Annotated in this window: 23 protein-coding genes; 12 read left to right on the top strand and 11 right to left on the bottom strand. The window is 43.3% G+C overall.

Going from position 1 to position 23,719, the window contains the following annotated elements:
- Positions 1 to 105: 105 nt before the first annotated feature.
- From ACNPNW_RS08435 to ACNPNW_RS08400, 8 genes are all read left to right on the top strand, one after another.
- Positions 106 to 1,293: an MFS transporter gene (locus ACNPNW_RS08435; RefSeq protein ID WP_423089727.1), complete on the top strand. Its 1,188-nt coding sequence runs from the start codon at positions 106 to 108 to the stop codon at positions 1,291 to 1,293.
- A gap of 458 nt (positions 1,294 to 1,751) precedes the next feature.
- On the top strand, positions 1,752 to 2,783 hold the full coding sequence (locus ACNPNW_RS08430) for a substrate-binding domain-containing protein (RefSeq protein ID WP_004279710.1): 1,032 nt from the start codon (positions 1,752 to 1,754) through the stop codon (positions 2,781 to 2,783).
- Positions 2,784 to 2,887: 104 nt separating this feature from the next.
- Positions 2,888 to 4,267, top strand: a complete 1,380-nt coding sequence (gene pstC, locus ACNPNW_RS08425; protein ID WP_422196488.1) for a phosphate ABC transporter permease subunit PstC — start codon at positions 2,888 to 2,890, stop codon at positions 4,265 to 4,267.
- Positions 4,267 to 5,658, top strand: a complete 1,392-nt coding sequence (gene pstA, locus ACNPNW_RS08420; RefSeq protein WP_423089726.1) for a phosphate ABC transporter permease PstA — start codon at positions 4,267 to 4,269, stop codon at positions 5,656 to 5,658. The genes pstC and pstA overlap by 1 nt, the downstream gene beginning before the upstream one ends.
- Positions 5,659 to 5,671: 13 nt before the next feature.
- On the top strand, positions 5,672 to 6,586 hold the full coding sequence (pstB, locus tag ACNPNW_RS08415) for a phosphate ABC transporter ATP-binding protein PstB (protein WP_423089725.1): 915 nt from the start codon (positions 5,672 to 5,674) through the stop codon (positions 6,584 to 6,586).
- Positions 6,587 to 6,738: 152 nt separating this feature from the next.
- A complete protein-coding gene (gene sohB / locus ACNPNW_RS08410) occupies positions 6,739 to 7,701 on the top strand; it encodes a protease SohB (protein ID WP_044112889.1) in 963 nt (320 codons plus the stop codon).
- A gap of 109 nt (positions 7,702 to 7,810) precedes the next feature.
- Complete coding sequence (locus ACNPNW_RS08405; protein ID WP_004279718.1) at positions 7,811 to 8,242, top strand: hypothetical protein; 432 nt, start codon at positions 7,811 to 7,813, stop codon at positions 8,240 to 8,242.
- A gap of 57 nt (positions 8,243 to 8,299) precedes the next feature.
- Positions 8,300 to 8,539: a hypothetical protein gene (locus ACNPNW_RS08400; RefSeq protein WP_129717543.1), complete on the top strand. Its 240-nt coding sequence runs from the start codon at positions 8,300 to 8,302 to the stop codon at positions 8,537 to 8,539.
- A 65-nt stretch (positions 8,540 to 8,604) separates the two neighbouring features.
- Here ACNPNW_RS08400 and ACNPNW_RS08395 read toward each other — a convergent pair whose 3' ends face one another.
- From ACNPNW_RS08395 to ACNPNW_RS08355, 9 genes are all read right to left on the bottom strand, one after another.
- The gene (locus ACNPNW_RS08395) at positions 8,605 to 9,252 is read right to left on the bottom strand and encodes a DUF2238 domain-containing protein (RefSeq protein ID WP_423089724.1); all 648 of its coding nucleotides are present in this window, start codon (positions 9,250 to 9,252) and stop codon (positions 8,605 to 8,607) included.
- A gap of 89 nt (positions 9,253 to 9,341) precedes the next feature.
- The gene (gene purB, locus ACNPNW_RS08390; RefSeq protein WP_423089723.1) at positions 9,342 to 10,730 is read right to left on the bottom strand and encodes an adenylosuccinate lyase; all 1,389 of its coding nucleotides are present in this window, start codon (positions 10,728 to 10,730) and stop codon (positions 9,342 to 9,344) included.
- Positions 10,731 to 10,784: 54 nt separating this feature from the next.
- Complete coding sequence (gene hflD, locus ACNPNW_RS08385; protein ID WP_423089722.1) at positions 10,785 to 11,516, bottom strand: high frequency lysogenization protein HflD; 732 nt, start codon at positions 11,514 to 11,516, stop codon at positions 10,785 to 10,787.
- A 7-nt stretch (positions 11,517 to 11,523) separates the two neighbouring features.
- The gene (gene mnmA / locus ACNPNW_RS08380; RefSeq protein ID WP_348939734.1) at positions 11,524 to 12,663 is read right to left on the bottom strand and encodes a tRNA 2-thiouridine(34) synthase MnmA; all 1,140 of its coding nucleotides are present in this window, start codon (positions 12,661 to 12,663) and stop codon (positions 11,524 to 11,526) included.
- 4 nt (positions 12,664 to 12,667) lie between these two features.
- Positions 12,668 to 13,153, bottom strand: coding sequence for an NUDIX hydrolase (locus tag ACNPNW_RS08375; protein WP_423089721.1), 486 nt, complete (start codon positions 13,151 to 13,153; stop codon positions 12,668 to 12,670).
- Positions 13,154 to 13,387: 234 nt separating this feature from the next.
- On the bottom strand, positions 13,388 to 13,918 hold the full coding sequence (locus tag ACNPNW_RS08370) for a gamma carbonic anhydrase family protein (RefSeq protein WP_278357486.1): 531 nt from the start codon (positions 13,916 to 13,918) through the stop codon (positions 13,388 to 13,390).
- 111 nt (positions 13,919 to 14,029) lie between these two features.
- Positions 14,030 to 15,178 carry a D-alanyl-D-alanine carboxypeptidase PBP5/6 gene (gene dacC / locus ACNPNW_RS08365; protein WP_004279731.1) on the bottom strand — a complete coding sequence of 383 codons (1,149 nt, stop codon included), beginning with the start codon at positions 15,176 to 15,178 and terminating at the stop codon, positions 14,030 to 14,032.
- A 128-nt stretch (positions 15,179 to 15,306) separates the two neighbouring features.
- Positions 15,307 to 15,687: an MCR_0457 family protein gene (locus tag ACNPNW_RS08360; RefSeq protein ID WP_005104587.1), complete on the bottom strand. Its 381-nt coding sequence runs from the start codon at positions 15,685 to 15,687 to the stop codon at positions 15,307 to 15,309.
- A 161-nt stretch (positions 15,688 to 15,848) separates the two neighbouring features.
- Positions 15,849 to 16,220, bottom strand: coding sequence for an MCR_0457 family protein (locus ACNPNW_RS08355; protein ID WP_004279733.1), 372 nt, complete (start codon positions 16,218 to 16,220; stop codon positions 15,849 to 15,851).
- Positions 16,221 to 16,331: 111 nt separating this feature from the next.
- Between ACNPNW_RS08355 and surE the strand changes: the two genes are divergently transcribed.
- From surE to ACNPNW_RS08340, 3 genes are all read left to right on the top strand, one after another.
- Entirely contained in the window at positions 16,332 to 17,120 is a 789-nt protein-coding gene (gene surE / locus ACNPNW_RS08350; protein WP_420937431.1) for a 5'/3'-nucleotidase SurE, read from the top strand.
- A 94-nt stretch (positions 17,121 to 17,214) separates the two neighbouring features.
- Complete coding sequence (locus ACNPNW_RS08345) at positions 17,215 to 18,045, top strand: peptidoglycan DD-metalloendopeptidase family protein (protein ID WP_005104583.1); 831 nt, start codon at positions 17,215 to 17,217, stop codon at positions 18,043 to 18,045.
- Positions 18,046 to 18,136: 91 nt separating this feature from the next.
- Entirely contained in the window at positions 18,137 to 19,066 is a 930-nt protein-coding gene (locus ACNPNW_RS08340; RefSeq protein WP_004279736.1) for a LysR family transcriptional regulator, read from the top strand.
- Between the two features lie 59 nt (positions 19,067 to 19,125).
- Here the strand turns inward: ACNPNW_RS08340 and ACNPNW_RS08335 are convergent, their stop codons facing one another.
- Positions 19,126 to 20,337 (bottom strand): aspartate aminotransferase family protein, encoded by a 1,212-nt coding sequence (locus ACNPNW_RS08335; RefSeq protein ID WP_420937430.1) that lies wholly within the window; start codon positions 20,335 to 20,337, stop codon positions 19,126 to 19,128.
- Positions 20,338 to 20,497: 160 nt separating this feature from the next.
- Here ACNPNW_RS08335 and grxD point away from each other — a divergent pair, with 160 nt between their 5' ends.
- Positions 20,498 to 20,839, top strand: coding sequence for a Grx4 family monothiol glutaredoxin (gene grxD / locus ACNPNW_RS08330; protein WP_004279738.1), 342 nt, complete (start codon positions 20,498 to 20,500; stop codon positions 20,837 to 20,839).
- Between the two features lie 88 nt (positions 20,840 to 20,927).
- On the opposite strand, the gene ACNPNW_RS08325 is transcribed toward grxD, so the two are convergent.
- On the bottom strand, positions 20,928 to 23,549 hold the full coding sequence (locus tag ACNPNW_RS08325; protein WP_420937429.1) for a Lon protease family protein: 2,622 nt from the start codon (positions 23,547 to 23,549) through the stop codon (positions 20,928 to 20,930).
- Positions 23,550 to 23,719 lie beyond the last annotated feature (170 nt).

The raw sequence follows: 23,719 nt of genomic DNA, 5'->3' as shown, positions 1-23,719 counted from the left end.
TTAAGTCTTTGCTGCATGTTTTTCAAAATTATAAGCTATTCAAAATAAAATGGAAAACTTGGAAATATGGAGCAAAATATACAATAAAAATCACTCATCAAAACAGTGATTGATCAAGGAATTTCTAAATATCAGTGGATGGTCATTGCACTTTGTTTTCTGATCGCATTATTTGATGGTTTTGATACCCAAGCTGTTGCATTTACCGCACCAGCCTTGCTAGTACACTTTGATTTAGAAACAGGCGCATTAGCACCGATTTTAACTGCAGGTATCGTAGGAATGACGATAGGTGCAATGCTCTTAGGACTAGTAGGGGATAAATTAGGACGTCGAAAAACATTAATCATATGTACGGTCATTTTTTCTTTAGCAACTATATTTATTGCGTATGCGACGAGTGTTGATCAAATATTGGTATTGAGATTTATTGCTGGATTGGGGATGGGCGGAGCGACACCTGTGTTGCTTGCATTGGCTGCTGAATATTCTCCGCAACGTTTCAAAGGCACAGTTACCACAGGCGTTTTGTTAGCCTTGCCAGCAGGGGCGATGTTAGGTGGTTTACTGGCTGCCAAGATTTTGCCAGTGCTAGGTTGGCAAGGGATTTATTTGATTGGCGGTGGATTCCCGTTGCTATTGCTGTTTGTCATGTATTTCTTGTTGCCTGAATCTTTGGAATATTTAGCGCAAAACAATAAAAGTTCCTCTTTGAGATCAATTCAAAAAATTCTCAATAAAATTTCTCCGGGGATTGGCGAGATTAAAGCCAAAGACCTACTTCAGCCAAATAAGACACAACAACAAAAAGCCAAGTTGGCGATCTTGTTTCAAAATAATTTAGCTCGTACTACCATTGGCGTATGGGGTACTTATTTCTTTAACTGGATTGCGTGGTTCATGTTGTTATCGTGGTTGCCGACTGTATTGAAACAGGCAGGATTGGCACCGGAAAATGCGCCTTATGCATCCGTTACAGTAAATGCTGCCTTTATCTTATTTGCCTTGCCATTAGCTTATTGGCTACCTAAATTAAATACAGCTAAAATTCTCACTTTTATGCTAATTACAGGATTAGTGATCGTCGCTGGTTTAGGTTTATTTATTGAAAGTAATCAGTGGGGCTATATCTTCGCTTTGATTGCATTGGCAGGATTTGGAATTGGCGGAATTGTACTCACGCAATATGGTGTTTCAGGTTATTTTTATGCGCTTGGCGTACCTTTAGTATTTGCTCTTTGCTGCGTATTCCTGATTAAATATCGTATTCCACAGGTTCAGGTAGATGCATAATATTTTTGTATGTAGTTAGATTGAAATTCTGTATTTAAATAAAAAGGAGATCGAAAGATCTCCTTTTTTTTGTGGGCTTAAAAAACAAAATGGTCATTTCCCAGATCGAAATTCACCACAAAAACATGGAAGGTTTGAATCCCGTTTAGCTTGTTATTTATTTGTCATAGGCTTATGTAAAGCTGGGGAGTAGGATTTATCCTGAGTTCAGGTTTATAAAAATTGTTACATGTCATTGGTCTAAAATTTTTATTGAAGTGAATGACAAAAAGAACTTAATCATTGAAATCCATAAAAATTTAATCAAGAAAAAACCGCTAGATTAAAAATCACTAAATCGTAATAAAGCTGTAACTTATCTGTCATATTCTAAAATCAAAATGCAGGTATCGAAAGAAGTACAAAACTGAATAAAAAGTGGTGTACTCCAAATTTGCATAAATGAGAGAGATACTAGAATGCGCTTTACAAATATAGCTTTAGCATTAGCAGTAACCGGGGCAACTGCTGTAACGACTGCACACGCAGCACGTGACACCATTCAAATTGCAGGTTCTTCAACTGTACTTCCATATGCCAGTATCGTGGCAGAAGAATTCGGTAATACTTTTCCACAGTTTAAAACACCAGTTGTCGGTTCTGGCGGTTCTTCAGGTGGTTTAAAGCAGTTCTGTAATGGCGTGGGTGATAACACGATTGATATCGCAAACTCTTCTCGTCAAATCAAGAGTACAGAGCTGGCAGAATGTAAAAAGAATGGCGTTAACCAAGTCCTAGAAATCAAAATTGGTTATGACGGTATTGTGTTTGCATCGAATGCAAACAAAGCGGCTTATAAACTGCGTCCACAACATGTCTTCGCTGCACTTGCTGCACAACTTCCATCAAATGGAAAAATGGTCGCTAACCCGTACACGCGTTGGAACCAAATTGACAAAGCACTTCCGAATGAACCTATCACCCTGGTAATTCCTGCGTCGAATCATGGTACGCGCGAAGTCTTCCAGGAGAAAATGGTGGATGCAGGTTGTGAAACGTATGCTGCAATTAAGTCTCTAGACAAAGATGCTAAGAAAAAAGCTTGTACAACATTCCGTAAAGATGGCCGTGTGGTTGAGATTGCCGGTGACTATACCGAAACATTGGCACGTTTAAAAACTTCTCCAAGTGCGGTAGGTGTGTTTGGCCTAGGTTTCTATGACCAGAACCGTGACCGTCTACGTGTTGCTACGGTGAACAATGTAGCGCCTTCTGAAAAGACCATCTTGAATGGTGCTTATCCGGTATCACGTCCATTGTTCTTCTACGTAAAAGGCGAGCACTTGAAATCAATCAAAGGCTTACCGCAGTTCACAGAATACTTCCTGAACAAGAAAGTATCTGGCAAAGGCTCTAAGCTGGAAAAAGCAGGTCTGATTTCAATGTCTGATAAAGAACGTGCAGCAGTCCTGGCAAATTTCAAGGCTGGTAAAGCGGTGGTTGTGAAGTAATAAATGATTTTGAAAACGCTGGTGGTAGGGTCAACCTACCATCGGCTTTTTGCGATAAACAAGTTTTTTCAAACCATGAAAATTGAAAAAACAGTGGAGAATACATGAATCTGCTACTTATAGGTGTGTTATTGGCCATCATGGCCATAGCCTATCAAATCGGATTAAGTAAAAGCCGTAGCTTAGCAGGTAAGGGAAGCAATTCTGCAAACTTACACTCGCGTCCCGGATATTATGGTGCCCTGGTTGCACTATGGTGTGGTATCCCTGCGTTTTTAATTTTGATTGTTTGGAACATGGTGGAACCCACTTTTCTGGAGCAGGTGGTACTCAACCATTTGCCAGAAAATGTTTCTGCTAGTCTGGATCCGGCAAGTTTGAGCGTTGTGATTGATCGCGTTCAGGCACTTGCCTCAGGTTTCGGGGTGAGTGATACACCTGCAGCCTATGAAGTTGCAGCGGCAGAACAGCTGGCGAAATTCTCGACCATTGGTACCTTTGCCAAATTGGCAGTAGTGATTTCGGCTGCACTGGCCGGTCTGGTCTGGGCCAAGAAACATATTAGCCAGGAATTCCGTGCGCGTAACCAAGTCGAGAAAATGATTAATATCGGCCTGGCATTGTGTTCAGGTGTGGCGATTCTGACCACTCTCGGGATTGTGATGTCGATGTTTGGCGAGGCGATGCGCTTCTTCAGCTTCGTCAGCCCACTGGATTTCTTTTTTGGTACTGAATGGAACCCCGGTTTTAGTACCTCGGGTAGTGCCGAAGGCAGTTATGGTTTATTGCCTCTGCTATGGGGTACGCTCATGGTCAGCGGGATCGCACTTTTGGTTGCGGTTCCAGTTGGCCTGATGATTGCGATCTATCTGGCGGAATACGCCTCCCCGCGATTCCGCTCTTGGGCAAAACCTACGATTGAAGTGCTGGCGGGTATTCCTACGATTGTCTATGGTGTCTTTGCCTTGATGATCATCGGTCCATTCCTTAAAAGCATGGGTGCCCTGGTCGGACTCGAAATTAATGCGACCAGTGCGCTGACTGCCGGTCTGGTGATGGGCATCATGATTATCCCGTTCGTGTCTTCTTTGTCAGACGACATCATCACTCAGGTGCCGCGTGCCTTACGTGATGGTTCTTTGGGATTGGGTGCGACTAAATCTGAAACGATCCGTCAGGTGGTTTTACCGGCAGCCTTGCCGGGTATTATCGGTGCATTCCTCTTGGCTGCGTCGCGTGCAATTGGTGAAACCATGATCGTGGTTCTTGCAGCCGGGAACAGCCCGCAGTTGCATGCCAATCCGCTTGAAGCCGTATCTACGGTCACGATTACCATCGTGAATCAGTTAACTGGCGATACTGATTTTGCTAGTCCACAAGCACTGGTGGCCTTTGCACTAGGATTGACGCTATTCGTCATTACCTTAGGTTTGAACATTGTTGCACTGATCATCGTGCGTAAATATCGTGAGCAATACGACTAATGAGTACTTCAAATACAACGCCTGTGGATCAGCGTATTGATCCATCCATCGCTGCCGAGCTGCGTGAAAAGCGTAAGAAGACCATTCAAAGCTCTTTAGCAGGACGCCACCGTAAAGAAAAAGCGTTCCGTTTGTTTGGTTTTTCTGCGGTATTGGCCGGTTTATTTTTTGTGGTATTGCTCTTCGGTAGTATTTTGTCCAAAGGTTTACCTGCATTCTGGCAAAGCAGCATGAGTTTGCCGATTCATTTCGATCCAGCCATTGTGGATATTGGTCCAAAACCAAAGCCAGCTGCAGGAGAATCTCCAGCACAGTTTGAAGATCGCTTTATCGCATGGCAAACCGAAGTCGGAATGGTGGATTGGGATGCGTTGATTATCAACGGTATGATCGCCAAAGACAGCAAGCTGGAAAGCCAGCGTGATGAACTGGGTTCTTTATATACCAGTTCAGAAGCTTACCGTTTGCGTGACATGGTCATGAATGATCCGAGTCTGGTCGGTCAAAGCAAGGAAGTGAAAATTCTGGCGGATGCCAATGTCGATGTCTGGTTGGCGGGAAATATTGACCGTGATCTCCCTGATGAACAGCAGCAGCTCAGTCCAGAAATTCGTCAGGTGGCGGATGACATGAAAGCCTCAGGTGTGATTGAAAACAGTTTCAATACCAATATTTTCACCAGTCCTGATTCGCGCAGCTCACCGGCAACTTCTGGATTGGCAGGTGCCTTCATGGGCTCGCTGTTTATGATGATGATCGTGATCTTTATCTCGATTCCAATCGGGGTCGCCTCAGCGATCTATCTGGAAGAATTTGCACCGAAAAACTGGATTACCGATGTGGTCGAAGTCAATATCAACAACCTGGCAGCCGTTCCCTCAATTGTCTTCGGTCTATTGGGTGCAGCGATCTTCATTGGCTGGATGCATTTGCCACTGTCAGCACCATTGGTGGGTGGTCTGGTACTGAGTCTGATGACCTTACCGACTGTGATCATCACCACACGCGCCTCACTTAAAGCGGTTCCACCTTCGATTCGTCAGGCAGCTTTGGGCCTCGGTGCTTCCCGCATCCAGACGGTATTCCATCACGTCTTGCCTTTGGCTTTACCGGGTATTTTGACGGGCGCAATCATTGGAGTTGCACAAGCTTTGGGTGAAACTGCACCATTGTTATTAATCGGGATGAGTGCTTTTGTTGCCAGCGTTCCAGCCACACCATTTGACCAATCAACGGCTTTACCTGTACAGATTTTCTTATGGCAAGGCAATGAATTGCGTAACTTCTTTGAAGGGCGTACCGCAGCAGCAATTATTGTACTTCTGGCCATGATGATCAGCTTGAACAGCTTGGCCATCTGGTTACGTAAGAAATTTGAAGTCCGTTGGTAATAGGGGCAGAATCATGAACACAACTGTTATTCAAAATTCCTTAAAAAAGGATCAAATCGTGAATCCACAACAGACACAATTTACCTCGGATGAGGCGACTCAAAAGCCGGCAACTCCGTTTGTTTCCCAGTTCGATACACAAACCAGCAGCAAAAAAGATGCGAAGTCGACGAATGTGAAACTGAGTACTTCTGATGTGCATGTGTACTATGGTGAAGCGGAAGCGATTAAAGGCATTGACCTGAACATTTATGAAAATGAAGTGATTGCTTTTATTGGGCCATCAGGCTGTGGTAAATCGACCTTTTTGCGTACCTTAAACCGCATGAACGATACCATTGATAGCTGCCGTGTGACCGGTAAAGTCATGCTGGACAATCAGGATATTTACGATCCAAACCTGGATGTGGTATTGCTACGTGCTCAAGTTGGGATGGTGTTCCAGAAGCCGAACCCATTTCCAAAATCAATCTTCGATAATGTCTCCTATGGTCCGAAGCTGCATGGTTTGGCGCGTGACAAGTACGATCTTGAAGAAATTGTAGAAGGCAGCTTGCGTAAAGCCGGTTTATGGGAAGAAGTGAAAGATCGTTTGAATCAACCAGGAACAGGTTTGTCAGGTGGTCAGCAGCAACGTCTGTGTATCGCGCGTACAATTGCAGTCAGTCCGGAAGTAATTTTGATGGATGAACCGTGTTCGGCACTCGATCCCATTGCAACAGCCAAAGTGGAAGAGCTGATTTCTGAGCTATCTACGCAATATACCATCGCGATTGTAACTCACTCCATGCAACAGGCAGCACGTGTATCGGATCGTACTGCATACTTCCATTTGGGGGATCTGATTGAAGTCAACTCGACCGAGAAAGTCTTTACCCAGCCAGATCATCAGTTGACTGAAGCCTATATTACCGGGCGTTTCGGTTAATCCGATATCTAGAATAAGAGCCGCAAGGCTCTTTTTTTTATAGGTGAAATAGATGGTGATAATCGTAATAATTCTCGAAATAAAGTTGAAAAAAACCGAAATTGACCTAATCTAAAGGAATAAATCCGAATTAAATAGAGAATAGATTTTTTATGTTATTTCATACTCCGAAACTGTCCGCTGAAATCCGTATTAGTCATCTCAATGCGCGTATCAATGAACAACGAAAAAAAATAGCGCAAACTACTGGCTCTAAACTGGAACTTTTACAGTTGTCGCAACAACTGTCAAAAGAAGCGCGTGCGCGTAAGAAAACCAATCAAAAAATCTATGTACTCGATTTTAAAGGTGATATGGCGGCTTCTGCGGTAGAAGGTTTGCGTGAAGAAATCACTTTGATTCTGGCTACAGCTAAAGCTGGCCGTGACCGTGTTGTAGTGCGTCTGGAAAGTCCGGGCGGCATGGTTCATGGTTATGGACTTGCAGCAGCTCAACTGGTACGTTTACGTGAGGCAGGTTTTCATTTGACCATCTGTGTCGATAAAGTGGCGGCCAGTGGCGGTTATATGATGGCGTGTATCGCCAATGAAATTATTTCTGCACCATTCGCGATTGTTGGTTCAATTGGTGTAGTTGCTCAAGTACCCAATTTTAACCGTCTGCTGAAAGACAATAAAATCGACTTTGAACTCTATACCGCTGGACAGTACAAACGTACCGTGACTATGTTTGGTGAAAATACCGAAGAGGGCAAGGCCAAGTTTGAAGAAGAACTACAGCAAACCCATGCTTTATTCAAACATTTCGTTGAAAAGTATCGCCCACAGCTGAATATTGAAAAAGTGGCCACTGGTGAGCATTGGTATGGTCGGGATGCGCTAGATCTAAATCTGGTGGATAAACTGCAAACCTCAGATGAATATCTGCTCAACTTGTTAACCCAACATGATATCTATTCCATCCAGACCCGAAAAAAACCAACTTTGGGTGAAAAGCTGGGCCTGCAAGCAGCGCAAATTGCTGATTCACTGGTACCCACTGTCATGAATAAAGTCATGGAAAGCTTAAGTAAAGCCAATGCAAACTTGGTACAAATGCGTGATCCAAAACTTTAATTCAGTTGATCTTGAATGAATTTTAAAGCTCACTTCGGTGAGCTTTTTTATTTTTTGAAATCATATTGTTATGATATAAGTGGAGTACTCTGATTGAGTCTAGGCTCATATGCTCACGTTTATTTTGTTGCTTGGTTTTTTTAGTATCGTATTTATTCCGATGTTATGTATGCTTTATTCTGAAGCAAAATTAACTCAGGATAATTCTAAGAAGGTTTTGTTTTGGCTGAGTTTTCTACCCGGCGTTTGTATCTTTCTGCTGTATAGCTTTCTAAAGCCCAATGATCCACCTGTTATTCCATCGAAGGAATGTGGTGTTGTGCAGTTTTATCAGATGCATAAAGTTCGAGGTGGTAATGAATTTGAACGTGTGAGTATTCGCTTTGATGGCGCTCAATATAGTCGGCATTTATTTTTCGATAAGCATCTGGATAAAATTCCTCAAGGCCAAAAGGCCTGTTTTGAATATCTAGATAAGTTCAAATATCCACATTTGTCAGAATCTAAGTTTGTTCAATGGATTGAACCGAATGAAATGTAAACCAGCACTGAAACTAATCAGATAAAATAAAGCATATTTTATTGTTAGAGCAGAAACATGGCTATAGCTGAAGCATTTCTTGCGACGCAAAATTGTTATTTTAATTATGAATTTGAAGAACTTTATTTAGAGGATGATTTTCCTGAGGAGTTATTTGTGTCACTGCGTGGCATGATGTTCCGTCATGAGATTCAATATCCTGATGCAACCTATTTCATTTATTACAGTGAGATGTTGACGGGGAATGAACTGCAAAAAATGAAAGATGATTGGATGCGATATTGCCCACATTCATAATTGAAGATATGAATGTAATTAAATCCGTGATCCAAAACTTTAATTCAATTGATCTTGAATGAATTTCAAAGCTCACTTCGGTGAGCTTTTCTATTGGACGGTATCAACTGCAGACCGCCTGTTATCGCCGCACCAATCGTAGCAAGTAAGATGTCTTTGTGCGCATCCCACATATCCCCTTGTTGTCCATTATAGTTTTCAGCTTCCTCAGGAGATAAACCAATGGCAATCAGCCATTCCAGCCATTCATAGAGCATGCTACTGGCCACCACAAACTGAATCACCAGCAGAAAAATAACCACAGGCTTTTGCTGGGGCAGAAAGACCTGAAACAGGCGGTAGAAAATTGGATAAAGTAATAATCCATAGGTCAGATGAACAAAACGGTCGAACATATTGCGTGACCAGTGCATCGTTTCATTCAGGTTAAAGCCAAAAAATTGCTCGATCCACTGGTTATAGGGCACATAAGAATACAGATAGTGCGCTGCAATCACATGAACAATCAGAAAAACAATACATAAATTAAAACTTAAAAAGTTCAGGCCGATTTTATACAGGCAGATAAGGAGCATGATGATCATAAACACGGTGCCAGCCTGATGCAATACATAAGCTTCCAGCTCTAAAGGATGGATACTGGCAATCATAATCGCAAGAATTAAGATGCCCAGGCTCACATAGTGTTTGGCAGAAAGTTGATAATCAATCATGTCATTATTGTGAAATAATCTTTTTAGAATAAAATGCATTATAAATAAAAAAGCGAAGCCTGAGCTTCGCTTTTTCGTCTTATTGCAAATTAGATTTTAGCAATCAGCTCAGCCACCTGTTTGGCCTGTTCAGCTGCATTACCTGTATAAGATGCAGGGGTCATTTCTGCTAAACGCGCACGGTCAGCAGCAGGAACAGCTTCTAACTCGTTACCGTTTACGAAATCAACCATCATGTCGCGAGTCATGGCTTGACCACGAGTAAGGGCTTTTAATTTTTCGTATGGCTTTTCTACATTGTAGCGACGCATTACAGTTTGAATTGGTTCAGCCAATACTTCTTGAGCATTGTCTAAGTCTTCATTAATACGTGCAGCATTGAGTTCAAGTTTACCAATACCTTTAGCACATGCTTCGAAAGCAATTAAGCTTTGTGCAAAACCAACACCCATGTTACGAAGCACCGTAGAGTCAGTCAGGTCACGCTGCCAGCGAGAAATAGGCAGTTTTTCGCCAAGGTGTGCAAGTACAGCATTGGCAATACCCAAGTTACCTTCAGAGTTTTCAAAGTCAATTGGGTTAACTTTGTGTGGCATGGTTGAAGAACCAACTTCGCCTTCTTTTAGTTTTTGCTTGAAGAAACCAAGAGAGATATAGCCCCAAATGTCACGGTTAAAATCGATCAGAATAGTGTTGAAACGACGTAGCGCATCAAACAGTTCAGCCATATAGTCATGTGGCTCGATTTGAGTGGTATACGGGTTGAAGTCTAGACCCAAAGACTCTACAAATGCTTGTGAATGCGCAGGCCAGTTGATGTCTGGGTAAGCAGAGTAGTGCGCATTGTAGTTACCGACTGCACCATTGATTTTGCCCAGTAGCTCAACATTTTTGAACTGTTTGATTTGGCGTGCAAGACGGTAAGCCACGTTCGCCATTTCTTTACCCAAAGTCGTCGGGCTTGCAGTTTGACCATGAGTACGAGACAACATTGGCTGGTCTGCATGCTTTTCAGAAAGCGCAACGATTGAATCAATGATTTGCTGCATAGATGCAACCAGTACATCACGACCGCTTTTCAGCATCAAGGCATGTGACAGGTTGTTGATATCTTCAGACGTACATGCAAAGTGAATAAATTCACTGGCATTTTTAAGTTCATCGATATTAGCGATTTTTTCTTTCAGGAAATATTCAACCGCTTTAACGTCGTGGTTGGTGGTGCGTTCGATCTCTTTGATGCGATTAGCATCATCTTCAGAAAAATCGCTCACAATCGCATCAAGCGCTGCATTAGTTTCGCTTGAAAATGCCGGAACTTCAGTAATTTCCGGGTGGTTTGCAAGCGCTTGTAACCAACGCACTTCAACAGTCACACGAGCATGGATTAAACCAAACTCAGAAAGAAAAGGACGTAGAGCATCACATTTGCTCGCGTAACGTCCATCTAATGGAGAAAGTGCAGTTAAAGCGTTCATATCGATTCCTTAGATTTTGGAATTAAACGTAAAACGAAACACGTGCAGCATCAGTTAAACCACCTGAAACTGTAAACGCGCTAGATTCTGAATATCTTGTAGCAACTTGCGTTTGCCAAATACCATGCCCCAAGAGCTGCCACCGAGCTGGCGCCACAGATGTGCCATTTGCAAACCGGTAAATAAGGACGCACGAATGCGGTTGGTGTGTCCGGCATCTTTAAAGGCTTCGGCATTACCACGCACCATAATGCGCGGATTAATCTGTCCGGCAGTATCGACATAGGTTTGAGCGAGATTGGCAAGGATGCTGGGGTGCAGGTAATTATTGTCGAAAAAGGAGAGCTGTCTGAGAATTTTCTGTTGGGACTGTTCAATAATCTCAACAAATTTGGGATTGCTATAAACCTTCTTTTCTAATTGAAGAAGTGCCATCGCATAGGACATTGGAAGTTTGGCGCTGGAAAGTTTTGGAATTCTGGATTTTGGTGAAGTATTGAAAGGTTGGATAATACTGCTTTCTAATGTTTTTAAACCTAAGGAAATATCGGCCAGTTGATTAAAAAAGTCGAGTGTCTGGGCATTCTGATTGCTGCCGGGACGAATATTGAGACTGGCTTTAATCAACTGTTCAAAATAAAAGTTACCACTTTCACCAATACTTTGCTGTCCCGTCAATGCGGTCATATGGGTCAGCTGGGTGGCCTGAAACACACCCGCTAATGCCAAAGCACGATTTTGACGAGTATTCAACGTTGTGGCTGGTTGAAATGGTAACTCCGTCATGCCGAATTCATCCTTTTATAAAATCAGGTTTAGGCGCATTGGTATGATGAATCACACCACCTCCTAAACAAACTTCACCTGAATAGAACACCACGCTTTGACCTGGGGTCACTGCACGTTGAGGTTCATCAAACTCAACACGAACACCATTCGGTGCTTCTGAATCTTGATACACAGTACATGCCTGATCAGTCTGACGGTAACGGGTTTTGGCCGTACAGCGGAAACCTGTTTCAGGAATATCCTGCTCACCTGCCACCCAGTCAATTGCCTCACTCCAAAGTGTAGTACTTTGCATGAGAGGATGTTCATGGCCTTGACCGACCACCAGACGATTGCCTTCGATATCTTTATGCAATACGAACCAGGCGCCTTCAGCAGCCCCTTTCATACCGCCAATACCAATGCCACCGCGTTGACCGAGCGTATAGTACATTAAGCCGTGATGATCACCAACCTCTTTACCGTCTTCCAGTACGATTTTTCCGGGTTGAGCAGGTAAATATTGCTTTAAAAAGTCATTAAATCGGCGTTCACCAATAAAACAGATGCCAGTCGAGTCTTTTTTCTTGGCCGTGACCAGATCTAATTCTTCTGCAATTTTACGGACTTGTGGCTTTTCAATTTCACCAACAGGGAACAGGGTCTTATTAATTTCACGACCATGGACAGCATGCAGGAAGTAAGTCTGGTCTTTGTTATTGTCTACGCCACGAAGCAGCGGTGCATATTCTTCACCACGTGAATTGGTTGTGGTTTCACCGCGACGGCAGTAGTGACCTGTTGCAATAAAGTCTGCACCCAAGTTAATCGCGTGATCTAAGAAGGCACGGAATTTAATTTCTTTATTACATAAAATGTCTGGGTTTGGGGTACGGCCAGCCGCATATTCCGCCAGAAAATGTTCAAAGACACGATCCCAATATTCCATGGCAAAGTTTGCGGTATGCAGTTTAATGCCGATTTTGTCGCAAACGGCCTGAGCATCGGCAAGGTCATCCATCGCCGTGCAATATTCTGTGCCGTCATCTTCTTCCCAGTTTTTCATGAAAAGACCTTCAACCTGATAACCTTGTTGAAGTAAAAGGGCAGCAGAAACAGATGAATCTACACCACCTGACATACCGACGATGACACGTTGTTGCATAGGATTAGGCATCCAAATTTGAAATTAAGGGAGAATTCTGGTGCTCGTAAATGAGCGATAAAGGGTATTTTTGACCTGAAAGTGCATCTTGCACGGCTTTAATCACCAATGGACTACGCGCACGAGCAGATTCAATCAGTTCATCGAGCGTCATCCAGACTGCGCCGACAATATCTGTATCTAAAGTGGCATTTGGATCATAGTCGATGGAATTGGCCAAGAAACAGAAACGGTAATAGGTACGATCCGGGAACATCGGTGGAGTATAGGTATATATACCTAATAAGTGTTTTACTTCCACCCTATGACCTGTTTCTTCCATGGTTTCACGAATTGCGGCTTCGATAAGGGTTTCACCGCATTCCACATGACCTGCTGGCTGATTAAATACCGTGTGTGTCACACCTTCGGTTTGTTCTTCGACAAACAGGAATTTTCCGTCTTTTTCAACAACAGTTGCGACAGTGACATGAGCAGTCCAAGCGGTCATAAAGCAGCACCATGGAAAAGGATGCACTATTGTATAAAATTTTGCTGGCGGTGGCTATGATGGGAGGGGATTTCTTTGGGGAAGTTGGTTATTGAGTTTGACTCAGAAATCTTGTGGAACATTGATTGAGTAATAAGCGTGAAACGTGATAAATCATAAAAAACCTAGATCGGTATGTCTGGGTTTTTTATTAGGCTGGCAAACTATGAGTTAAAAAGGAAAAAAACATCAAGTTTATTTGTAATTCCCTGACACCTTCACATAATTCTGCGCAGAATAAGACAAGAATGCCATTTCTTTTTCAGTGAGCGGACGTGCTTTTTTGGCAGGGCTGCCCACATAGAGCCAACCACTTTCCAAAACTTTGCCCGGTGGAACTAGTGTACCTGCACCAATCATCACATCATCCGGAATGATGACATCATCCAGAATAATGCTGTTAATCCCGATTAATACGCGATTACCAATCGTACAACCATGCAATGTCACATGATGGCCAATCGTGACATCTTCACCAATGATCAAAGGCGAACCATTCGGTTTATCGGCTTTTTTATGACTGACATGCAACATGGCATGATCCTGAACATTCGAGTTTTTACCAATCCGGATCGAATTAACATCACCACGAATCACGGCAAAAGGCCAGACAGAGACATTTTCAGCCAAGACCACATCGCCGACCACGATTCCCATCGGATCGATATAACACGATTCATCAATTTGTGGAGTTGTGTCTAAATAAGAACGAATGTTTTGGCTCATGGTGATCTGCTCATTAAAAGTTTAAGGATCATGTGCATAGTATAAAATAAAAAGCACCCATCTGAATGAGTGCTTTGGTCTTAGTGCTAGACTAAAACAGTCTATTTAAACTTAGAACAAGTTTGAGAAGAATTGTTTAATGTGGTCGAGCATACGTGCGAAGAAACCAGCTTCTTCAACCGCGTTTAAAGCCACCAACGGTTTTTCTGAAATTACTTTACCATCCAGAGTCGCTACGTATTTACCTACGACCTGACCAGGCTGTAAAGGTGCAGTCAGTTTAGGCTGAACCACCAGCTGGGTTTTAATCGCGTTGGCCTGACCTTTCGGCATAGTCACATTAAAGTTTTCAGCAAGACCGATCTGAACTTCATCTTCCTTACCAAACCAGACTTTGGCTTTAGCAAGTACCTGTTTAGCCGGTTGAACATTTTTGGTTTCGAAGTTTGCATAACCCCAAGCCAACAATTCACGTGTTTGTGTCGCACGTTCCTGCATGGTTGGTGCACCAAAAATCACTGAAATCAAACGCGTAGGACCGCGTTTTGATGAGGTAGTCAAACAATAACCAGCTTCATCAGTGTGGCCAGTTTTTAAACCATCTACACTCGGGTCAGTATATAGCAGGGCATTACGGTTACCTTGCTTGATGCCATTAAAGGTAAATTCTTTTTCCGCATAAATCGGATAATATTTAGAACTGTCTTTAATGATGTGTTGTGCCAGCGTTGCCATATCTTTGGCAGTTGAATAATGACCTTCAGCCGGCATACCGGTTGAGTTCACAAAGCTGGTATTGGTCATGCCAATACGTTTAGCTTCCTGGTTCATCATATGTGCAAAGGTACCCTCGTTCCCTGCAATATGTTCAGCCATGGCTTTCGACGCATCATTCCCTGATTGAATAATAATCCCGCGAAGCATTTCAAGTGCAGTTGCCGTACCATTTAAAGGTACATACATACATGATTCCGCGCTACTGCCGCGACACCATGCTGACTCGTTCATGCGCACTTGTTCATCTTCAGTGAGTTCACCGCTCAATAGTTTTTGTTCGATGATGTAACTGGTCATCATCTTGGTCATTGAAGCAGGGGCTAATTTTTCATTTTCATTTTTTGAAGCGAGAAGTTGCCCTGTCTCGTAGTCCATTAGCACGTAGGATTTATTATTCAATTCTGGTGGTGCAGATAGGACAGTTGCTGCAAAGCTAAAACTAGGAACTAATAATAATGCAGCAAGGGCAGTTTTTTGGGTCATTTCTAGTGGGTTCCTATATCTTGATGTAAGCACGAAGAGCCTAGCATTTTAGGACAAAGCTAGGCTGACTTCTATGGGAAACCCGGTCTTATTTCAAAAGTATTGTAAGTTATCGGCAGAAAAGCAGCTTAATTGTTATAGGTGGTTAATTCATTACAAATCACCTGATTTTTTTTCTTGCCGGCTTTCTTGGCATCCGATTGTGCTTCGGCCAGAATATTGCGGAAATCGTTCTGTTTAGCCATCTGGTTTAAGCTTTCAACCGGATTACGCTGGCCCGGCATATACTCAGTCACCAGCTTGGTATAACCCTGATTAAACTGTGACTTGTCTTTGACCATGCTTGGACAGATTTCTGAAAGAACATAAATGGCTGCCAGTTCCTGTTTGGTCACTTGCTGAGTTGGGGTAACATTAATGTTTTCATCGGCTGCAAATGCAGAAGTTCCCAAAAGAGTGGCGGCAGAAATTGCGCAGAATGTTAAAGCTTGGAATATTGGATTTTTCATTGAAAACTCAAAAAATGGATTTAGAACAATAATTTGCCTAGCTTAAACTTATTTTTGAAATTGAAAAGTGGGAAAATGTAGCGAAGCTGTAGAATTATGAATAAATCTGTAAGAGAAAATAAGACGATGTTTACACCGTCTTATTTGAAAATTTAGCTGGCTTAGCCTTGGTAGTTCAGCATTTCTTCACAGACAGTTTTCTGCTCGTCTGAGCTGGTTTGCTTTGCACCCTGACGTGCTTCTTCAAGTAAAGATTTATATTCACTGTCTGCCTGTAGCTTTTGATAGCTCATGCCTTTATCTGAGTAGTCTGCAAGATAAGACTGGATCAATTGTTCAACGGTGCTGTTAAATTTTGGATTTTGACCAATGATTGCCGGGCAAACTTCAGCCATAACCTGTGCTGATGCAATATCTTCTTTTACAATGGTATTGTTTTCTTCAACAGTCAGATCGTTTGCCATGACTGAAGGGGAAATAAATGCTGCCAAGCTTAAAGTGAGAGCGCTAAATAAAGAGAATTTTTTAATCATCTTGAGCCACATATTATAAAGATGGATGTCGAGCAATAAATATATATAATTCCTGCACTAATACAATGAAATGTCCTAGTCAGTCATTTTTTAGCGTAACGAGATTTTTTAGTGAATATTTTAGTTTCAAATGATGATGGGGTGTTTGCATCCGGTATTCAGGCTTTGGCGCAAGCACTAAAGCCTTTGGGGCGAGTGGTGATTGTGGCACCGGAAAGTGAACGCAGTGGCTTTTCTAGTGCCTTAACTTTGGACCGCCCTTTACGCCCAATCCAGATTTCTCCTGATGTCTGGGCGGTTAATGGGACGCCGGCAGATTGCGTTTACTTGGCTATGAACGGGCTATTTGATTTTGAATTTGACCTGGTGGTTAGCGGGATAAATAGCGGCGCAAATCTGGGAGATGATATCTTGTATTCCGGTACAGTCGGGGCGGGCTTTGAAGGTCGTTTAACTAAACATCCTGCGATTGCCGTATCACTGAGTGGGCCGAATGTACGTGGCTATCAGCAGCCTCAGGATTATCAGTTGGCCGCCGAATGGGTGCATGATTTTATTGCTCGTGGTTTGCCTGTTCTGCCTGAGCGACATATTTTTAATATCAATATTCCAGATGTAACTGAATTGCAGGGTGAAAAAGTGACATATCAAAGTCGCCGCCGTCAGTCTAAACCGGTGACGAGTCATATAGATCCGCGTGGTCGTCAGGTATTCTGGATTGGACTCTCAGGAGAAGCAGTCGCAGACCCTAAGCCAGGATTTAACGAAATTGATTCGGACTTCTCTGCGGTCGCCAATTGCTATGTCAGTATTACCCCGATTCAGATGGATGCTACCAATTATGAGAGTCTGCGGAATTTACAAACACAATTGGCAGAAAATGCGTCCTTAGTGTTATAACTTTGTGAAAAACTCGCGATTGCAAGTATATTGCCGTAAAACTTTGCTAATCTTAACGGAATTTTGCAACCGTATAGCATTAGAGAGGAAGATAATGTTCTTGGTGTTACCGAAATGTGTCGTAGCTTCGCCTGCAACCCTGATTAAAACCCTCGTTTTATCGACCGTTGTTATTTCTACAGGAGTAATTACCGGTTGTGCCACCAAACCCCAGGTGAATAATGCAACGCGTTATGCAACAGCTCCTGATTTCTATACGGTGCGTTCAGGAGATACATTGAGTGGGATTGCAGCACGTTATGGACTGAACTATATCAGTGTTGCCGAGATGAATGATATCAGTGCGCCTTACCGGATTTATGTCGGACAATCAATCCGCCTGAAAAGCAATACTGCGCGCCGTAGCACCAGTACTCAGGCTATGACTCAGGCAGCGCCAATCCAGCGTCAAACAATTGCAGTGCCTACACCGGCACCGGTGACACCAGCAACCACAGTACAAACCACACCACGCGTCAATACATCTGCACCGGTTACGCCAGTATCTACGGCTGCAGGTTTACGTTGGGTAAAACCATCGAATGGTGCGATTCTTCAGCAATACAATTTAGCTTCTAATATCAAGGGCACCCGCTATAGTGGCAATGTCGGCGATCCGGTATTTGCAGCAGCAGACGGGCAGGTGGTGTATGCCGCTGATGGCCTGAAAGAATATGGCAATCTGGTGTTGGTGAAGCATATCAATGGCTATATCACCGCTTATGCACATAACAGTAAATTGAATGTGAAAAGTGGCCAAAATGTAACGGCTGGTCAAAAAATTGCAGAAATGGGATCAACTGGTACAAACCGTACCATGCTTGAGTTTCAGGTGCGCTTAGACGGCAAACCTATTAATCCTACTGCAGTTTTACCAAACAATTAAATAAATAATGCAAAGTGTAAATTTCGCCGTATAATACAATAAGTTGCTTTTATCAAATGATGGAGCACCTCATAAGTTTAGAGGGAAATTTATGTTAGATCAACTTCGAGCAATGGGTGTCTTTGCTTGCGTTGTGGAAAAAAACTCGTTCAGCGGTGCTGCCCGTGAATTAGGGATTACGACCAGCGCCGTCAGTCAACAAATTCGCTCATTAGAACACGATATGGAAGTCGTACTTCTAAATCGTTCGACGAGAAAATTAAGTCTGACCGAAGCGGGACAAGCTTTTTTCCATAGCTGTCAAGAAATGTTATCTGCTGCTGAACGCGGTAAAGTCCGGATCAATGAGTTACGTGATGATCTTGTGGGTGAGCTGCGTATCGTTTCTTTGCCAGAATTATGCGCGAATCATGTGATTCCTGCACTTTCTCATTGGATAGCTGCACATCGCGGCTTGGCAGTACATTTAGAAACAAACAATCATGAGGTTGATTTGTTGGATGGGCGGGTTGATATCGCCCTAAGATTTGAACAGAAAAATGATGAGCATAATCTTCAGGTTGTGCCATTGATGCAGATTGAGCAAATTCTGGTGGCGACACCGAGTTATATTAATCAAAGCACCATTATTTCGAAACCTGATGATCTTAAAAATCATGAGGTCTTGCCTTTAACGCATCTTAAAAACCATCAGTATTATCATTTCCAACATGTGAATACTGCAGAAAAAGCCGAGTTTGAACTGAAATCCCGTTTCAGTACCAATAACGGTTTGGTTGCAAAATCGATGTGCTTGCAGGGTAATGGGATTGCCAAGGTTTTATATCTTGATGCTAAAAAGGATTTGCTTAACGGTACTTTAGTTGAAGTTCTGCCTGAATGGAGACTGCCATCGATTACACTGTATGCGGTTATTCCGAAACGTGAACAACAACCGACAAAAATTCTTCGTTGTCTTGATACCCTGAAACAATATTTTAGCCAGATCTCTGGCGGACGTATGTTACAAAACGCATCATAGAGTGCAGAATAATAAAAAAGCCGCTTTAGAGCGGCTTTTTTAATTTTTAGGCTAGGGCTTTATGCCAAATAAGCTTTGATCATTTTCACCAGACGTTCGATCAATTGGTCTGCCTGCTCCTGGGTAATATTCAGGGTAGGCAACAGACGAACAACATTGCCTGCAGTGACATTGATAATCATCTTGTATTCATCGCGTGCAATCGCAACCAGATCACCGCATTCTTTTGGTAATTCAATCCCGATCATCAGACCGAAACCACGTATGATGACATTTTGATCTGCCAGCTTGTTACGCAGTTGGTCAACGATGTAAGCACCTTTTTCAGCAGCATTCGCGACGATATTTTCTTTTTGCATAATATCAAGAATGGTATAGACCACACGCGAACCCAGTGCTGTACCGCTATAGGTAGAACCGTGATTTCCAGCAGTTAATACGCCGACACCACGGCCTTGGGTCATTACCGCACCAATCGGGAAACCGTTTCCTAAGCCTTTGGCTGTGGTCAGTACATCCGGAATAATATTGGTGTGCTGGTAAGCAAAATATTTACCGGTACGGCCATTACCAGTTTGCACTTCGTCCAGCATCATCAGCCAGTTGTGCTGGTTACAGATTTGACGGATTTCTTCTAAATAGCTGAAACCTTGAGGTGTGGTATTCACACCGCCTTCACCCTGAATAGGCTCAATCAAAATCGCCACGATATCCGGGTGATTAATCGCAGCCTCTTCAATTGCTTCGATATCACCAAAAGGTACACGAATAAAACCTTCAACCAGCGGACCAAAGCCTTCTTGCACTTTTTTATTGCCTGTAGCAGACAAGGTGGCCATGGTACGACCATGGAAAGACTGGTCAGCAACAATAATTTTTGGTGAAGCAATGCCTTGCATATGACCGAATTTACGTGCAATTTTGATTGCACCTTCATTGGATTCTGCACCACTGTTCGAGAAGAATACTTCTTCCATGCCTGCAACTTCAGCCAGTTTTTGTGCGGCAGCCGTTTGCCAAGGCACTTCAAATAGATTGCTGGTATGAATCAGGGTCGCTGCCTGTTCAGCAATCGCTTCGGCAATGACTGGATGTGCATGGCCCAAACCACATACGGCAATGCCGGTTAATGCATCTAAATACTCTGTACCATCTTCGGTATAAAGATATGCACCTCGTCCTCGGACAAAGCTGATCGGTTGACGGCCAAAAACAGGCATCAAATGAGACGGTTGATCAGTTTGTACCGGTGCGAGGGTAATATTATTCATGACTAACTCTTAACTGTTAGGTGGAAAGAAAAACTTATATAAGCAAAAACCCGCTCAGATTTAAAGGGTAATTGTAAATAAAATTGGAATTATTGCTTTAGACATTCTGTTTTGCCTGGATTTGGGTATAATGCGAGACAGATGAGTTGAGGATTTATCAATGACTGAACAAGCACGCGATACCGAAGCGTTAATTCGTGACCAAATTGCAAAACACGCAGTACTTCTTTACATGAAAGGCACACCGCAATTTCCACAATGTGGTTTTTCTGCACGTGCAGTAGAAGCACTCAGTCAAATTGGTCGTCCGTTTGCTTATGTAAACATTCTGGAAAACCAGGACATTCGCGCGATGTTACCACAAATCGCCAACTGGCCGACATTTCCACAGCTTTGGATCAATGGTGAGTTGATCGGTGGTAGTGATATCATGCTCGACATGTTCCAAAAAGGTGAATTAAAGCCTTTAGTTGAACAGTACAGCCCGGCAGCTGATGCTTAATTTTGTATTAAATTAAGTTCAGATGTGAAAAAGCGCTTCATTGAGAAGCGCTTTTTTTATCTCTATTTTATCTGGAGCAAGGTCAGAGTTAATCCTCTGTCGCTGCATCCGGCTTTTCAACTGTCGAAGCATCAGCTTCAACTTCAGTTTGTGGCTCGACGATTTGCTTCTTGTCTTTTTTTTTCTTCTTCTTTTTCTTCGGCACTTCGACCAGTTCGGCACCATCTTCAATCGCTTGCCAATAATCCAGCTGTGCCATTACTGCGGCATAGATTGAATTTTTGCTATAGCGACCTTTTTTATCCAGCGTCCCGACAGGACGCGCCATCAGGATTTCCAGCGCCTGATCAATGGTATCAATCGCATGAATATGGAACTGACCCTCTTCCACGGCAAGGGTGACATCTTTACGCAGCATCAGATGTTGCATATTTTGACGCGGAATAATCACACCTTGTTTTCCGGTCAGACCTTGTAACTTGCAAGCATCAAAGAAACCTTCAATTTTGGCATTCACACCACCTACCGGCTGTACTTGTCCCAGCTGGTTCATGGAACCGGTAATGGCCCAGGATTGATCAATCGGTAACTGGCTGATGGCAGAAAGTAAGGCAGAAAGTTCCGCTACCGTGGCACTGTCACCATCGACCTGACCATAACTTTGTTCAAAGGCCAGCGCAGCAGAGAAGTGCAGGGTCTGTTCACGGCCGAAATGTGCTTTCAGGAAAGATGACATCAGCAACACACCCTTGGCATGTAAAGAGCCACCAAGTTCTACACTGCGCTCAATATCCAAAATATCACCGCCACCTTGATACACCGAAGCAGTCAGTCGTGAAGGCAGACCAAACTCAACATCAGCATAATGAATCACCGACAGGGCATTGATTTGGCCCAGACGATGACCACGGGTTTCGATCAATTGGGTACCACGGGTCAGATCCTGCCAGTACAGTTCACGTAAATAGCCGAGACGATATTTACGGTGATCCAGTGCGGTATTGATATGTTTTTCCGAGACCATCTTGTCACCGGCCTGGAAGGCATGATGATGTGCTTCACGAATCAGATCGCCCAGCGTCAGGGCGTGTAATGACAATGAACTTTGATCTTCGGCCTGACGGCTGGAATCTGTGAGCAAGGCGGCTAAAGCAGAACGGTCAAAAGGCAGTAATTTATCCGATTGTACATAGTCGGCAATCAGCTGCATATAGGCCTGCTCGTTATCGTCATTACGTTGTAATGTATCGGTAAAATCAGCACGGATTTTAAAGATGCTGCCCAGCTCGGGTTCAAGCTCTAAAATTTCATAATAAATTTCAGGCTCAGCCAGTAAGATGACCTTGATATTCAATGGAATCGAAGCAGGTTCAATCGAAATGCTGCCGGTCAGCGTGATCATATGCTCGAGCGAGGACAGTTTTAAATGCCCCGATTTAAGCGCGCGCTTCAAGCCTTGCCATGCATAGGGTTGTTCCAGCAATTGTTCCGCTTCCAGCATCAGGAAACCGCCATTGGCCTTATGCAATGTCCCTGGACGAATCAGGGTGAAGTCTGTAGTGATCGTGCCATTTTGGGTCAGTTGTTCTACATGTCCCAATAAATTGTAATGCGTTGGAAAATCTTCAAAGATCACCGGTGCGCCACTGTTCGGCTTGTGCGTAATAATCACATTGGCCTGATAACGTGCGGGAACGCGACTGAACAGTGCCGGAGTGAAGTCATCTTCTTCCTGTTCCAGCACAATTTCAACATTATTGATAATGTCTTCAGCATAATACTTCAGATAATGTTCCAGACCTTCCACGTGTTTGAATTTCGCCAGAATCTGTTCGACTCGCGGTAAGACCACCTGCTTGGCGATATCGCGGTTCAGGATCTGTACGCGATCGCGTGCATCATCTTCCAGATCACCCAGATGCAAACCCAGACGTTCCAGTTTCTTGTCCATATAGCGCATGTTGGACGCCAGTTCGGCACGATCTTTGTTGCTTAAGGCATTCAGATCTTCCTGAGACATTTCCTGCAATTTGTCATCAATCAGATGCACAGGGACAAAACAGTGCTCATCATGTCGAGAGATCAGCTTCAGATCCAGTTCTGCGCCTTCCTTGGTCAGTTCGATGAGCGCCTGCTGCTGCTCATCACCAGTTTCCTGGCGAATCATTTCAATGCGGTTGTGATAGGTCTCTGCAGTAAAACGGCGCTCAAGCTGTTTCAGAATGGTTTGCCAGCTTTGATTCAACATGGCTTGGAATTTTGGACCCTGACCCGGAGGCAGTTCCAGTGCAATCGGCTGACGCTGGTTCTGAAAGTTATTGACGTACACCCAGTCATTCGGGGTTTCCATAGTTTTGGCGTGCTGCTGCAGCAAACGCTTCACCATGGTGCGTTTTCCGAGTCCTGCTGTACCGACGGCAAAAATGTTATAACCGGAATAAGGTAGGGCAATCCCGGCCTCAACTGAGGCACGTGCACGATCTTGGCCCAAAAAGTTATTCAGGGGTTTGATCCGTTTGGTTGACGCAGGAATTTTTTCTAGGTTTGGAATATGCGTCAGCTGGGTGGATATTAACCGGGTATGGTCCAGAGTATTTTTAATTTCGCTTTGTTCAAATGCAGAGATAAGTAAATCTGAGCGGATTTTTTGTGGAGTTGTGCTGGTGTTGCTGGCAATAGAGGAATTAATTTGATCGAGTCTCTGGGTCACTGTTGAAAATCCAAAACGAAATATTACGTTGATAAGAGTTAAGGTATACAGATTTACTTGAAAAATTCAAGCCAACATGTCGCTTTTGCCCGAAAATAAAAAACCGGAAATGTGATAAATATATAAATCTTGTTGAAAGATACGCTATTACAGGATTGAATAGCAGCAAT

It is taken from the genome of Acinetobacter endophylla (genome assembly GCF_053543775.1).
This window is presented reverse-complemented; position numbering and strand designations above follow the sequence as displayed.

Excerpts from the sequence above, each read along its gene's own strand:
- ACNPNW_RS08430 (WP_004279710.1), top strand. The coding sequence starts at position 1,752 with ATGCGCTTTACAAATATAGCTTTAGCATTAGCAGTAACCGGGGCAACT.
- pstC (WP_422196488.1), top strand. The coding sequence starts at position 2,888 with ATGAATCTGCTACTTATAGGTGTGTTATTGGCCATCATGGCCATAGCC.
- pstA (WP_423089726.1), top strand. The coding sequence starts at position 4,267 with ATGAGTACTTCAAATACAACGCCTGTGGATCAGCGTATTGATCCATCC.
- pstB (WP_423089725.1), top strand. The coding sequence starts at position 5,672 with ATGAACACAACTGTTATTCAAAATTCCTTAAAAAAGGATCAAATCGTG.
- sohB (WP_044112889.1), top strand. The coding sequence starts at position 6,739 with ATGTTATTTCATACTCCGAAACTGTCCGCTGAAATCCGTATTAGTCAT.
- ACNPNW_RS08405 (WP_004279718.1), top strand. The coding sequence starts at position 7,811 with ATGCTCACGTTTATTTTGTTGCTTGGTTTTTTTAGTATCGTATTTATT.
- ACNPNW_RS08400 (WP_129717543.1), top strand. The coding sequence starts at position 8,300 with ATGGCTATAGCTGAAGCATTTCTTGCGACGCAAAATTGTTATTTTAAT.
- ACNPNW_RS08395 (WP_423089724.1), bottom strand. The coding sequence starts at position 9,252 with ATGATTGATTATCAACTTTCTGCCAAACACTATGTGAGCCTGGGCATC.
- purB (WP_423089723.1), bottom strand. The coding sequence starts at position 10,730 with ATGAACGCTTTAACTGCACTTTCTCCATTAGATGGACGTTACGCGAGC.
- hflD (WP_423089722.1), bottom strand. The coding sequence starts at position 11,516 with ATGACGGAGTTACCATTTCAACCAGCCACAACGTTGAATACTCGTCAA.
- mnmA (WP_348939734.1), bottom strand. The coding sequence starts at position 12,663 with ATGCAACAACGTGTCATCGTCGGTATGTCAGGTGGTGTAGATTCATCT.
- ACNPNW_RS08375 (WP_423089721.1), bottom strand. The coding sequence starts at position 13,153 with ATGACCGCTTGGACTGCTCATGTCACTGTCGCAACTGTTGTTGAAAAA.
- ACNPNW_RS08370 (WP_278357486.1), bottom strand. The coding sequence starts at position 13,918 with ATGAGCCAAAACATTCGTTCTTATTTAGACACAACTCCACAAATTGAT.
- dacC (WP_004279731.1), bottom strand. The coding sequence starts at position 15,178 with ATGACCCAAAAAACTGCCCTTGCTGCATTATTATTAGTTCCTAGTTTT.
- ACNPNW_RS08360 (WP_005104587.1), bottom strand. The coding sequence starts at position 15,687 with ATGAAAAATCCAATATTCCAAGCTTTAACATTCTGCGCAATTTCTGCC.
- ACNPNW_RS08355 (WP_004279733.1), bottom strand. The coding sequence starts at position 16,220 with ATGATTAAAAAATTCTCTTTATTTAGCGCTCTCACTTTAAGCTTGGCA.
- ACNPNW_RS08345 (WP_005104583.1), top strand. The coding sequence starts at position 17,215 with ATGTTCTTGGTGTTACCGAAATGTGTCGTAGCTTCGCCTGCAACCCTG.
- ACNPNW_RS08340 (WP_004279736.1), top strand. The coding sequence starts at position 18,137 with ATGTTAGATCAACTTCGAGCAATGGGTGTCTTTGCTTGCGTTGTGGAA.
- ACNPNW_RS08335 (WP_420937430.1), bottom strand. The coding sequence starts at position 20,337 with ATGAATAATATTACCCTCGCACCGGTACAAACTGATCAACCGTCTCAT.
- grxD (WP_004279738.1), top strand. The coding sequence starts at position 20,498 with ATGACTGAACAAGCACGCGATACCGAAGCGTTAATTCGTGACCAAATT.